General features: G+C 44.5%; 9 protein-coding genes. 8 read left to right on the top strand and 1 reads right to left on the bottom strand.

Translation table 11 applies throughout. The features are described from left to right. The first annotated feature begins 112 nt into the window (after positions 1-112). Both DD657_RS14110 and mdh read left to right on the top strand, forming a co-directional pair. Complete coding sequence (locus tag DD657_RS14110) at positions 113-1483, top strand: MATE family efflux transporter (RefSeq protein ID WP_068690730.1); 1371 nt, start codon at positions 113-115, stop codon at positions 1481-1483. Between the two features lie 155 nt (positions 1484-1638). Next, positions 1639-2574, top strand: coding sequence for a malate dehydrogenase (mdh, locus tag DD657_RS14105; protein WP_021988112.1), 936 nt, complete (start codon positions 1639-1641; stop codon positions 2572-2574). A 71-nt stretch (positions 2575-2645) separates the two neighbouring features. On the opposite strand, the gene DD657_RS14100 is transcribed toward mdh, so the two are convergent. Continuing rightward, a complete protein-coding gene (locus DD657_RS14100) occupies positions 2646-3101 on the bottom strand; it encodes a retropepsin-like aspartic protease (protein WP_021988111.1) in 456 nt (151 codons plus the stop codon). Between the two features lie 188 nt (positions 3102-3289). Between DD657_RS14100 and secDF the strand changes: the two genes are divergently transcribed. The 6 genes from secDF (at position 3290) to DD657_RS14070 (ending at position 13306) form a co-directional block, all read left to right on the top strand. Further along, complete coding sequence (secDF, locus tag DD657_RS14095) at positions 3290-6283, top strand: protein translocase subunit SecDF (RefSeq protein ID WP_021988110.1); 2994 nt, start codon at positions 3290-3292, stop codon at positions 6281-6283. Between the two features lie 86 nt (positions 6284-6369). After that, complete coding sequence (locus DD657_RS14090; RefSeq protein WP_227461785.1) at positions 6370-8079, top strand: [Fe-Fe] hydrogenase large subunit C-terminal domain-containing protein; 1710 nt, start codon at positions 6370-6372, stop codon at positions 8077-8079. A gap of 34 nt (positions 8080-8113) precedes the next feature. Next, positions 8114-9292, top strand: coding sequence for a SpoIIE family protein phosphatase (locus DD657_RS14085; RefSeq protein WP_021988108.1), 1179 nt, complete (start codon positions 8114-8116; stop codon positions 9290-9292). 130 nt (positions 9293-9422) lie between these two features. Next, positions 9423-10835: a monomeric [FeFe] hydrogenase gene (locus tag DD657_RS14080; protein WP_021988107.1), complete on the top strand. Its 1413-nt coding sequence runs from the start codon at positions 9423-9425 to the stop codon at positions 10833-10835. A 243-nt stretch (positions 10836-11078) separates the two neighbouring features. After that, entirely contained in the window at positions 11079-12203 is a 1125-nt protein-coding gene (locus tag DD657_RS14075) for a leucine-rich repeat domain-containing protein (protein ID WP_287050527.1), read from the top strand. Between the two features lie 32 nt (positions 12204-12235). Then, complete coding sequence (locus DD657_RS14070; protein WP_287050526.1) at positions 12236-13306, top strand: leucine-rich repeat domain-containing protein; 1071 nt, start codon at positions 12236-12238, stop codon at positions 13304-13306. Positions 13307-13348: the final 42 nt, after the last annotated feature.

Below are 13348 nucleotides of genomic sequence, written 5' to 3'. Positions count from 1 at the left end.
CACACATTTTTCAACAAATCCGTTGACTTTTTTCATATTTTCGCAGACTCTTTGTGTACAGATACTTAAAGTATTTAAATGCATAATATAATTTTGAACAATTACGTACTTTATGAAAAAAATAACAGATCTCACACAGGGGAGCATCATCCGCAATCTTTGGATCATGGCCGTGCCATTGATATCCTCTTCCTTCATACAGATGGCTTACAGCATGACCGACATGCTTTGGCTCGGACGTCTGGGAAGCGAGGCGGTGGCTGCTGTCGGTGCTGCCGGATTTTTCGTCTGGCTCAGCAACGCGCTCTCTTACATGACGAAAACCGGTGCTGAGATCACCATTTCCCAGGCGATAGGAGCACGCGATCTCCCCCGGGCCGCGACTTATGCCAACCATGCCATTATCCTGTCCTCACTCATCGGACTAGGCTATGTCGTTTTCATTTTGATTGCTGCCGGATTTCTGATCGGTTTCTTCAACTTCGACTCGCCTATAGCGCACCAATCCGTCACTTATCTCCGGATCGTCGCTCCGGGTATTTTCTTTCAATTCAACAACAATACGTTCAGCGGCTTGTATAACGGACAAGGCAACAGCAAAACACCTTTCCGAATCACAGCCGTAGGACTACTGATCAATATCGTACTCGATCCGCTATTGATTTACGGCTACGGACCGCTCCCCGGTCTGGGTACGGCAGGAGCCGCCATTGCCACGATACTGGCCCAGTTGGTTGTCTGCCTACTCTTTGCCCGCCGTATTTTCTCCGTACATTTTCCCCTCGGAAAAATGCGGCCATTCTCCGCCTTACAAAAAAAAACCTCCGGGAGAATCATACTTTTGGGACTGCCGGTCAGTTTGCAAAGTGCATTATTTTCTATGTTTTCCTTAACACTAGCAGCACTGGCAGCCCGCTGGGGAGCCGTAGGAGTTGCCGCACAAAGCGTAGGTTCACAAATAGAAGCCCTCTCCTGGATGACAGCCACCGGATTTTCAACGGCTCTGGCTGCCTTTGTCGGTCAAAATTACGGAGCCGGAAATTACGAACGCATCCGGCAAGGCTACAAACTGACCTTGTATATCGCCGGAAGTATTGGACTTACCGCAGGCATTCTGTTTTTTGTATTCGACCGGCAAATTTTCAGTTTATTTATCCCGGAACCCGAAGCCATTGACGCCGGAGGTACTTATCTGAAAATACTGGCCCTCTCCCAGGTATTTATGGTAACGGAATTAGTTACTCAAGGTGCTTTTAACGGATGCGGAAAAACGATTCCCCCTTCCCTCTCCGGCATCCTGTTCACCGGAGCCAGAATTCCTTTGGCCTGGTATTTATGCTCCCTGCCTGCACTCGGATTAACCGGTATCTGGTGGAGTATTACCATCTCCAGCATTGCCAAAGGCACAGTTCTCCCCATATGGTATCTTTACTTCCAGAAGAAGCTCCTGAAGGCCTCAAAAATTAAAGAAAAAATTCTCTAATTTTTTAGCTGATATTGAAAAAAAGGTCTAAATTTGACGTCGGTAATAGAAGCCGCCGGAATTTTGAAAAAACGAACGATCCGGGCAACTATCCGGTTTTTATTCCATTTTATAAAGAAAAACATCTTAAGTATAACACATAAAAATTATCTGAAATGAAAGTAACAGTTGTTGGAGCAGGTAACGTAGGAGCAACATGTGCAAACTGCATCGCCGAAAAAGACATTGTCAATGAAGTAATCCTTTTGGATATCAAAGAAGGTATTGCCGAAGGTAAAGCCCTGGATATGTGGGAAACCTCCCCGATCAATATGTATGACACCCGCATTAAAGGTGTTACAAACGATTACTCTGCCACTGCCGATTCGGAAGTTGTAGTCATCACTTCCGGCCTTCCCCGTAAACCGGGCATGAGCCGTGACGATTTAATCTCTACCAATGCCGGTATTGTTAAATCCGTAACTGAAAATGTAATCAAATATTCTCCGAATGCAAAAATAATCATTGTTTCCAATCCGTTGGATGTCATGTGTTATTGTGCTTATCTGGCAGCCAAAATCGATTCTTCACGTGTATTCGGTATGGCCGGAATCCTGGATACAGCCCGTTACAAATCATTTCTGGCAGAAGCGTTGAATGTTTCTCCGAAAGACATACAGGCATTATTACTCGGAGGTCACGGAGATACAATGGTGCCCCTGCCACGTTATACCACAGTTTGCGGTATTCCTGTTACCGAACTGATCGACATGGAGCAATTGAAGGCCATCATCGAAAGAACAAAAGTCGGAGGTGGTGAATTGGTTAAATTGATGGGGACTTCTGCCTGGTATGCTCCGGGTGCTGCTGCCGCCCAGATGGTGGAAGCTATCATTTGCAACTCCAGAAGAGTATTCCCGGTATGTGCTCTGTTGAACGGTGAATACGGAATGGAAAATATCTACCTGGGAGTTCCGGTTATCCTCGGTAAAAACGGAATTGAAAAGATCGTTGAAGTACAATTGAACGATGACGAAAAAGAGTTATTGAAAAACTCGGCACAAGCCGTGAAGACAGTAATGAGTGTACTGGACAACATGAAAATGTTCTGATTTTAATTGAAACGGCATAACCGAAACAACCCCGGACACTGTGTACAACAGCGGATATCCGGGGTTGTTTTTTATTCCGTTGTCTCCTCCGGTTTCTCCAGTAACAATTTCCGGCCCGGATAATCAATAACCGCCCGGTGAGCGATAAGGAAATCGGACCCCAGCAAACCCATCACCTTCCGGTGTACATGTTTTTGGTACATATCATTGACATAATCCAAATCGATCACCGCAATCCGTTTATCCCGCAATTTCAGTTCTCCGATACAAAACTGCCTTACACTTATTGTACGAACATCAGAAATCGAACCGGTAATTCCTCCGGATTGCAATTGCACGTCTGTTTCCTCCTCACATCCGTCAGGAAAAAACCGTCGGTCTGCCACAGTCACAGAAGCCCCGGTATCCACAATCATATCTCCCTGCTCCCCATTGATCACAACCGGAACGAGCAAATGAAAACTATCACTTTCCAATTCCACAATTTCCAGAGGTACCGTTATTTTATTATTTCTCTTACGCTGCATATTTACTTTATCGGATTTGACCACGGCGAAGATACATTTTTGCAATCAAAAAAGCGAAAATAACCAATAATTGAAATTTGAAGACGGAGAATTAAAAATTAGCATAGTTATTTCAAAAAAATATTATACTTTTGCGCATTAAATCTTCGTGGAAGAATTATTAAAGTTTAAATATAAATTAGTTAAAAATGCGAAACAAAGGAGCGATCACACTACTCACAATAGCGCTCGCGCTAGTGAGTGCTTACCAGTTGTTTTTCACTTTCAAGACATCCCAGGTGGAGAAAGCGGCCCGGGAATACGCCAATGGCGACCCCGTGAAAGAGAGAGCATATCTGGATTCTATTGCAAACCAGAACGTATATAATTTTCTGGGACTTGCCAAATTTACGTACAAAGAATGTAAAGAATTAGAGCTTCCGTTAGGCCTCGACTTACGTGGAGGTATGAATGTAACCATGGAGGTGGATGTGGTGGATGTTGTCAAAAGCTTAGCAAACAACAGTCAGGATCCGGCCTTCTTGCAGGCTATCAACGAAGCTGTAACCATGCGTACGAAAAGTCCCAAAGACTTCGTTACCTTGTTCGGGGAAGCTTTTGCCCGGATCGCACCGAATGCTCAATTGGCATCTCCGGACATTTTCGGTACCGTAGAGATGAAAGATAAAATCAAAGTCGGAGCCAGCAACAAAGAAGTGCTGGATGTCATCCGCAAAGAAGCAGAAGGAGCGATCGACAATACGTTCAATATTTTACGTACCCGTATCGACCGTTTCGGCGTAGCTCAACCCAACATCCGTAAAGCAGATATTTCCGGACGTATCAACATCGAACTTCCGGGTATCAAAGATGCACAACGGGTAAGAAAGCTCTTGCAAGGAACAGCTGCCCTGGAATTTTTCGAAACGTTCGAAAATTCCGAGTTCTATCCTCATTTGGCAGCTATCAACGAAAAACTGAGAGATATTGAAATTACCGGAGACATTCTCGGGTTGAGTAAAGATACGGTTCAGGTTACAACAGTAACCGAAGAAGTAGCTGCCGACTCCACCGATGAAGGTATCGATGCTTTGTTGAAAGCAGCCCAAGATTCAAGCTCACTGAGCAATGATGAAGCAGCTTTCCGGAAACAAAATCCGCTTTTCGCTCTCTTAAATCCGGCAGTTGCACAAAACGGAGCATTACGTCCCGGATCGACCGTAGGTTATGCCCGCTTGAAAGATACATCGGCAATCAATGCTATGTTAGCTTTACCACAGGTTAAATCTTTGATCCCACGTAACGCACGCTTGTATTGGGAAATGAAACCGGAAGGTGATTTTTTAGCGATGCATGCCATCAAAATCACTACCCGTGACGGTAAAGCACCGTTGGACGGCGGTGTCATTGTAGATGCCCGTAAATCTTTCGACGAGCAAAGCGGCGGTTCTCCTGTCGTATCCATGAATATGAACGGTGAAGGTGCCAAAGTATGGGCCCGGATGACCAAAGAAAACGTAGGACGTTGTGTCGCCATCGTATTGGACGGTTATGTATGCTCTTCTCCCGTTGTAAATACCGAAATCAAAGGAGGTAGCTCTCAGATTTCCGGACACTTCGGCGTAAAAGAAGCAGAAGACTTGGCCAACATTCTGAAATCCGGTAAATTACCGGCTCCGGCACGTATCATTGCCGACGAAATCGTAGGACCCTCCCTGGGACAGGAATCCATCCAGACCGGTATGTGGTCCTTTATTATTGCTTTCGCATTGGTATTGTTCTACATGCTTTTCTTCTATAGTAAAGGTGCGGGATTAGCTGCCGACATTGCATTGCTGGCGAACTTATTCTTCCTGTTCGGTATTCTGGCTTCCATCGGAGCGGTACTGACACTGCCGGGTATCGCCGGTATTGTGTTGACAATGGGTATGTCTGTCGATGCCAATGTATTGATATACGAACGCATCGAGGAAGAAAGACGTGCCGGAAAAGGCCTGAAACTCGCTATTAAAGAGGGATACAAAAATGCTTATTCTGCCATTATCGACAGTAACGTAACGACCTTACTGACCGGTTTTATCCTTTATTACTTCGGTGAAGGTCCGATCAAAGGTTTTGCTACGACATTGATCATCGGTATTTTCTCTTCTTTGTTCTGTGCTATTTTCCTTACCCGTTTGATCTTAGACCGGGCAGCCTCCAGAAGCGAAAGCGTACCTTTCACGACCAAACTGACACAAAACTGGTTGAGAGACCCGAAATTCCCGTTCCTGAAAAAACGCAAAATCTCTTATGTCCTTTCCGGGACAGTCGTAATCTTATCCCTTGTTTTCCTTTTCGGAAAAGGACTGGATAAAGGTATCGACTTCGTAGGTGGTAGAACCTATACCGTTACATTCGACCGTCCGGTTCAGGTGGAAGAAGTGGCTGGCAGTCTGGCAGAGGTATACGGTAGTGCGCCTGAGGTAAAAACTTTCGGAGGAGACAACCAGGTGAGAATCACCACCAAATACAAAATCGATGCAGAAGGCACCGAAGTGGATGACGAAGTTGAAACCTTGCTATACGAAGGCTTACAGCAATATTTGCCGGAAGGTACTTCCCGCGAGCAGTTCCTGGAAGTAAACCGTCAGATGTCTGAAAAAGTAGGACCCGCCGTAGCCGAAGACATCACCCGGGCAGCCATCTGGTCTGTAGTCTTCGCATTGATCGGTATATTCCTCTACATCATGGTCCGTTTCTCTCAATGGCAATACGGTGCCGGTGCCGTGATCGGCTTGGCTCACAACGTCATCATCGTAATGGGAGCATTCTCTGCTTTCTCCGGTATTCTGCCGTTCTCATTGGAAATCGACCAGGCATTTATCGCCGCTATCCTGACGGTTGTCGGATACTCGATCAATGATACCGTGGTTGTATTCGACCGTATCCGTGAATACCACAACCTATATCCGAAACGGGACGATATGGAAGTGACCGACGAAGCATTGAACTCGACCTTGCGCCGTACGTTCAACACCTCGTTATCTACCATTGTCGTATTGCTGGCTATCTTCATTTTCGGCGGTACTTCAATCAAAGGCTTTATATTCGCCTTGTTGATCGGTATTGTAGTCGGTACTTATTCTTCCTTGTTCGTTGCCACTCCGGTTTCTTACGACTTGAGACGGAGATTCGGCAAGAAAAAAGAAATAAAGAAATAAAAGACTGCATTGTCTTTGAAAGCCGCCGTTTTTTCGGCGGCTTTTTTTATATATTTGTAGAATATATCAACCCAAACATATCTTCTATGATGACTCAGCGTCCCATTTATACGGAACCGGACAATTGTCAGGATTGTTACAAATGCATCCGCGAATGTCCAGTAAAAGCGATTCGGATAGAGAATAACAAAGCTTATATTATCGCCGACCGTTGTATCTATTGCGGCCATTGCACGCAAATATGTCCGACCGGAGCCAAAAAAATACGTAATGGAGTACCCGTCGTAAAAGCAATCTTACAACAACACAAAAAAGTTATACTATCTCTGGCTCCTTCCTATGTGAGTGAATTCAGCGATATTCCGACACCGGTCCTCATACATGCAATCAAGCAGCTGGGATTCAGTGATGTCTCCGAGACAGCCCTCGGTGCAGAATTAGTTTCGGACACTGTAAACCGGTATTTGCTGGAATCTCCTCCCGGAATTTACATTTCTTCCGCCTGTCCGGTCGTCGTCGAATACATCCGGAAATATGCCCCGGAAATTCTTCCGTCCCTCACGCCGGTTTTATCTCCGCTGCTGGCACATGCACGCCTGCTGAAAAGCAAATACGGAGAAGACACAAAGGTCATTTTTGCAGGTCCCTGTATCGGTAAAAAGATAGAAGCCGACAATCATAAGGAATTGGTTCAGATCGCCATCACCTTTAAAGATCTGCGCCAATGGCTGGGAGAAGAAGGTATCGCCTTAGACGTACCTCCTCAAAATAAGGAGAATTCGGAATTCGTACCTTACCATTCCGGAGAAGGGGCACTTTACCCGGTGGAAGGCGGTATGCTGGCCGGCATCCACGGAGATGATAAAAAAATTATCAAAATGGCGTTTTCGGGTATGGAAAACGTAAGGGATGTACTCCGTAATCTGCATCGGGAAAACCGGAAAGACAGCGTATTCCTGGAACTTCTTTCCTGCAAGGGAGGATGCATCAACGGTCCCGGAAAACTGAGCCCGTCATCGCTGGCACTCAAACGATACGAGGTTACCCGCAAAGCGGAGAAAGAGCGCCCCGCCCCGTTGGTAGCCCCCCCGGACCTCTTTGCTTGCTATAAAGCCGATCCCCAAACTGACACCGCCGATTACAGCGAGGAACAGATTGTTCAGGCCCTCTCTGCCGTCGGCAAAACATCTGCTGCCGACGAACTGAATTGCAGCGGTTGCGGATACGACAGTTGCCGCGATTTTGCCCGGGCATTGCTGGCCGGCAGAGCAGAAGAAAACATGTGTGTATCGTATATGCGTAAAATCGCTCACGATAAAGCCACCGTATTATTGCAGAAAATCCCGGCAGGTGTTATTCTGGCCGATTCCGATTTAAAGGTAGTAGATATGAACCGGTTTGCCGCCGAGCTTCTGGGAGAAGAAACATCACTGGTATACGACGCTTCTCCGGGCTTGCAAGGTGTTGCCCTGGAAGATATATGCTCCTTCCCGGGACTATTCGGAGCGGCCCTCTCAACCGGAAAAGAAATTATCGAACGGCAAATCCGGGAAAACGACAAGATATGGATGCTCTCGATATACAACATCCAGCCTCATCGCCTGGTATTCGGCCTGCTGCAAGACATGCGCGAACCTTACGGAAAAAAACAGTGGATGCTGAATAAAACGGATGAAGTGATCCGGAAACACATGGAAACCGTCCGGCAGATCGCCTGCTTACTCGGAGAGAATGCGGCCTTCACGGATACTTCCCTGAAAGCCGTAATAGAAACCCTGAAAGGTAAAGAAGAATAAGAACAATACCGTCATCCCAAACCTCAACGCCACTATGATTGCTTCTGATATTTTCATCGAGATCGATTATTACCAAAAAAACAAAGCCGGTAACAGCGTTTGCGGCGATTGTTTTATGTCCAGACGTCTGAAAGGAGAAGGACGTATTATCGGCGTACTTTCAGACGGCCTGGGAAGCGGTATCAAAGCCAGCGTGCTTTCTTCGATGACAGCTACAATGGCCATCAATTATACGGCAATGAATGAATCCATTCTCTCGACAGCCCGTTCCATTATCGATACACTTCCCCAAGACCGGGACAAACAAATCAGTTATTCGACATTCTGTATCCTGGATATCGACTGTTTCGGCAATACCAAGGTCATCGAATATGAAACGCCGGCATTCCATCTTCTCCGGAAGGGAGAATTACAGGAAGTAAGGAAGGAAAAAATACCGGTCAAACGATTGGATTTACTGGACTCTGCCATGTGGATCTCGGAATTCAAACTGGAAAAAGAAGATCGTCTGATCTTTTTTACGGACGGCATCAGCCAATCGGGCATGGGAGGCTCCCGCTTTCCGGCAGGCTGGGATAAAGAAATCCCTGACTATCTTCGGGAAATCGTCCGTTCACATCCGACGATCTCAGCCGAAGAACTGGCCCACCGTATGGTCATCCAGGCAGAAAAAAACGACGGCTATAACTTGCTCGACGATGCCAGTTGCTTTGTCATATACAACCGGACTCCCCGCAACTTACTCATCTGTTCCGGCCCGCCTTACGATCCGAAAAACGACAACTACCTAGCCGGTAAATTCAAGGATTTCAAAGGGAAAAAAGTAATTTGCGGAGGAACAACCGCCCGGATACTCTCGCGGGAACTCCATATCCCCATCGAAATCTCAACAAATGACAACGGCGATGACCTGCCTCCGACCTCTGATATGGAAGGAGTTGATCTCGTTACTGAAGGTATCCTGACTTTGAGCCAAACCGAACGCATACTCTCCGGCAAAGAAGACGACAAAAATGCAGGAGGAGCCGGCGAGTTATTCCGCCTGCTACACAACAGCGACAAAATCACATTCCTGGTCGGCACCTGTATTAACATTGCCCACCAGGACCCGACATTGCCGGTAGAACTGGAAATCCGAAGGAACGTCATCAAAAATATCAAATTTTTATTAGAGACAAAATTCCTTAAAGACGTTGAAATTAGCTATCTTTGAGCCCTGAAATTAAAAACGAGGTCATTCAATTTACGGTTTATAATTTATGAATTAGGACTATCTCTTTACGGAACCGTTCAGAGCCTGAAACAATCGTAAATTTAAAATCTAAAATCTAAAATAAAATAAAATGTTGTACGATAACTTTGCAATGCTCACCAAACGGGAGTTGCTGATCCGGATCGTCAAATTACTGAAAGAGGATGAGTTAGTTACAAAGCTAAAATACCTGCCGGTCGAAATGCGCCCCCGCAATAAAAAACCGGTAAGATGTTGTGTCCATAAAGACCGCTACATTCTCAAACACAAAATCATTTCCATTCTCGGCTTTGAAATCAAAGACGAAGAAATCGATTTGATTCACTTGTCGGAATTTGCCCGCATGGCCATGGCCAACAAAAACACGAAAGAAAACATTTTGTCGGTTGTGCACGAGGCCTGTAGTGCCTGTATCCAATCCCAGTATGCGGTTACCAACCTCTGCCGGGGATGCGAGGGACGTCCCTGTGTTATGAACTGTCCCAAAGCCGCCATTTCTTTTAAAGGTGGTAAAGCTTCGATCAGCACCGAAGATTGTGTCAGTTGCGGACTGTGTCAGAAAGTATGTCCCTATCACGCCATTGTATACACCCCTGTACCGTGCCAGGAAGCTTGCCCGGTAAATGCAATCGACAAAGACGAAGAGGGAATCGAACACATCGACAAAAGCAAATGCATCTATTGCGGAAAATGTATGCAAGCCTGTCCTTATGGCGCCATTATGGAACGTTCGAAGATCATCGACATACATAAAACGATGACCCACCCCAATAAAAAAATCGTTGCCATTCCGGCTCCTGCCATATACGGGCAATTCAATGCTTCTCCGGGACAGATCCTATCCGCCATCAAGCAAATCGGTTTCGATGACGTCATCGAAGTTGCTTACGGAGCCGAGGTCACAGCAGCTAACGAAGCCCAAGAGCTGAAAGAACGTTTGGCTGAAGGTGTGACATTTATGACGTCCTCCTGCTGTCCGGCTTATACCGGCTGGGTAGACAAACACGCTCCCATGCTGAAACCTTATGTGTCGGATACCCGAAGCCCGATGGTCTATGCCGCACGATACGCCAAAGAAAAGTATCCGGATGCGGAAGTTGTATTTATCGGTCCCTGTCTGGCCAAACGTTATGAAGCCGAATCGGTCCCGGAAGTGGATTATGTCATGAGCTTCGAAGAGTTGGGCGCTTTTATGGTAGCCTACGACATAGATGTCGCCAACTGTGGGGAGAAAGAATTAAGCAGCGAAGTGACACGCTTCGGTCGCGGCTTTGCCCAGGCAGGAGGTGTTCGCCAGGCAATTGCCAATGCCGTCGGAGACGAAGTCACCACTACAGCCATCGAAGGACTCGATAAAAAAAATCAGGGTTTACTCAAAGCCATGATCAAAAGACCGGAAGCCAACTTTATAGAAGTCATGGCCTGTGACGGCGGATGCATCAACGGCCCCTGTTCATTAGCCCCCTTGACCCTCGCCAGACGGCAAATCAAAAAAATACTATAACTTTATTGTAAAGACAGAACAAAAAAGTAAAGCTTTAAATAAGCCGCATATCTTCTAAAGTCGGCTAGTTAAGAATTCTTTTTATATAAGAGCCCGGTGCAATGCCGGGCTCTTTTCATTCAACTCATTCCATTTATATCCTATCATTTAATTTACATAGCAAATAATTAGTACAAATACATTGTCATTTAAATAAATTGTATATATTTGTTAATATTTATATATTAATTCAAATACAATAGTATGATCATAAAAAGAACTCATTTGGCAAATAATTCCAATATCAGTTATTGGGGAATATTAATTTTAGGAATAGCACTAATGTTCTCCTGCCAGGAAAAAGAATTTAACACATTTGCACCGACCGGTTCCGGCATGCCAAATACCGGCATACTCGACATACTGCAACGCGGCTCCTTTGAAACGGATGCCTTTATTACAGAATGGACCGTACCGGCAGCAACTACGATCGTGTTGCCACTCGACAGCGCTTACTCCTATAACTTTATCGTAGACTGGGGCGACGATTCCGATTTAAGCCAGGTGGTTGCCTTCAACGATCCCAACGCCCGTCACACCTATATGAACAGCGGAATCTATACCGTCCGTATATTGGGCACTTGTGAAGCCTGGAGATGGGGTTGGTCCACACACCCTATAGAATGCCGGCAATTTCTGACAAAAATTATTCAATGGGGAAATGTCCACGCTAAAAATTTTGAGGAAAGTTTTGCTGCCTGCATTGCTTTATCTTCTATCCCAGCAGGCATTCCCAATATGGAAAATTTCAACAATACATTTTATGGCTGCGAAAGTTTAACAAACTTACCTTCTGGACTATTTAGCAAATGTGTCAATACAACCAGCTTTTCGAATACATTCAGTCACTGTACTTCTTTAAGGTCTCTACCGCAGGATTTATTTAATGCTTGTACAGCTGTTACTGAATTTAGAAGCACTTTTTATGCAGCTGGCCTAATTTATATTCCCAAAGGATTATTTGATTATTGTCCCAATGCTGTTCAATTTGTATCGACTTTTGCATCTTGCAAAAACCTAACCTCAATTCCTGCCGGATTATTTGACAAATGTGAAAATGCGACCTCATTTCTTCAGACTTTCGCTTTTTGCGACAATTTAAAAGCAATCCCTTTGAATTTATTCGATAAATGCAAAAATGCAAAAACTTTTCTTTCAACATTTCATAATTGTTTTAGTCTGACAGGAGAAACTCCAAAAACGAACGGTATCGAACTATGGGAAAGAGCCGGTCTTATCGGTTATCCGACTTCCATCATAGGTGTCAGTTGCTTTAGAGGCTGTACAAGCCTAATCGATTACAATTCTATTCCAATAAACTGGAAATAAATTACATACACAATCACCAAATATCCATCACCATGAAAAAACAATCGAATAATTTACTTCAGCATCTCTTATATACCTGTTTAGGTATACTCTTAATATATGCCTGCCAAAATGATCCAGAATTAACAAACTACGACAACTATCAGCAAGAATTGCTAAGCAGGGCAGATTACGACTCCGAATCTTTTATTACGGAATGGACCGTACCTAAGGACTCCCTGATCGCCTTTACACTGGATACCAACCGACAATACAACTGCATTATTGACTGGGGGGATAACAGCGATTTAACAATGATATTTCATAAGTCCGATTACTACCGGGCACAACATAAATATGCCGCTACAGCGACCTATCGGATAAAAATTCTGGGTATTTTCCCTCAATTAAATATTCAGGAAAATTGTAAGCCTTATTTATACCAAATTACCCAATGGGGAAATGTAAGTTTTCAAACCCTTAATTATGCATTCTTTAAATGTAAAAATCTTCATTCCATTGCTTCCGGTATTCCTAATTTAGAAAGTTATACTTCAACTTTTGGTAGTTGCACCGGATTAACAACATTGCCGGACAAATTGTTTGCTAATTGTACAAAGACTAAATCTTTTCTTCAAACCTTTGCCAATTGTACTAATCTAAAAAGTATACCTCCTCATTTATTCAAAAATAGTTACAATATCGAAAGTTTTAATCTGACTTTTCAAAACACCGGACTAACTTCTGTACCACAGGGATTATTCGAGAATTGCTCTAATGTTACAAATTTTGTCTATACATTCGGTGACTGCAAAAGCCTAGCAACTTTACCTGCTGACTTATTTGCTTACAGTCCGAACGTTATATCTTTTACCAGGGTCTTTTTTCAATGCGAACAACTCAATTCTATTCCGGTTTCCTTATTCGATAATTGTAAAAATGCTGTAAATTTTAATTATGCTTTTTACAAATGCAGTTCTTTGACCGGAACTACTCCCACAACAGGTAATCTAAAACTATGGGACAGAGCCGGGCAACCCGGTTATCCGCCGACAATCAATGGAACCAAATGTTTCGGAGGATGTCTGAATATAACGGACAATATTCCTGCTGACTGGCAATAAAATTCTAAATCCCCTGAAATAAAGATTTAAAACTCAAAAAAG

Origin of the sequence: Culturomica sp., assembly GCF_003524185.1 — a bacterium.
In the GTDB taxonomy this organism is placed as follows: domain Bacteria; phylum Bacteroidota; class Bacteroidia; order Bacteroidales; family Marinifilaceae; genus Culturomica; species Culturomica massiliensis.
This window is presented reverse-complemented; position numbering and strand designations above follow the sequence as displayed.

Excerpts from the sequence above, each read along its gene's own strand:
- secDF (WP_021988110.1), top strand. The coding sequence starts at position 3,290 with ATGCGAAACAAAGGAGCGATCACACTACTCACAATAGCGCTCGCGCTA.
- DD657_RS14080 (WP_021988107.1), top strand. The coding sequence starts at position 9,423 with ATGTTGTACGATAACTTTGCAATGCTCACCAAACGGGAGTTGCTGATC.
- DD657_RS14075 (WP_287050527.1), top strand. The coding sequence starts at position 11,079 with ATGATCATAAAAAGAACTCATTTGGCAAATAATTCCAATATCAGTTAT.
- DD657_RS14070 (WP_287050526.1), top strand. The coding sequence starts at position 12,236 with ATGAAAAAACAATCGAATAATTTACTTCAGCATCTCTTATATACCTGT.
- DD657_RS14085 (WP_021988108.1), top strand. The coding sequence starts at position 8,114 with ATGATTGCTTCTGATATTTTCATCGAGATCGATTATTACCAAAAAAAC.
- mdh (WP_021988112.1), top strand. The coding sequence starts at position 1,639 with ATGAAAGTAACAGTTGTTGGAGCAGGTAACGTAGGAGCAACATGTGCA.
- DD657_RS14090 (WP_227461785.1), top strand. The coding sequence starts at position 6,370 with ATGATGACTCAGCGTCCCATTTATACGGAACCGGACAATTGTCAGGAT.
- DD657_RS14100 (WP_021988111.1), bottom strand. The coding sequence starts at position 3,101 with ATGCAGCGTAAGAGAAATAATAAAATAACGGTACCTCTGGAAATTGTG.
- DD657_RS14110 (WP_068690730.1), top strand. The coding sequence starts at position 113 with ATGAAAAAAATAACAGATCTCACACAGGGGAGCATCATCCGCAATCTT.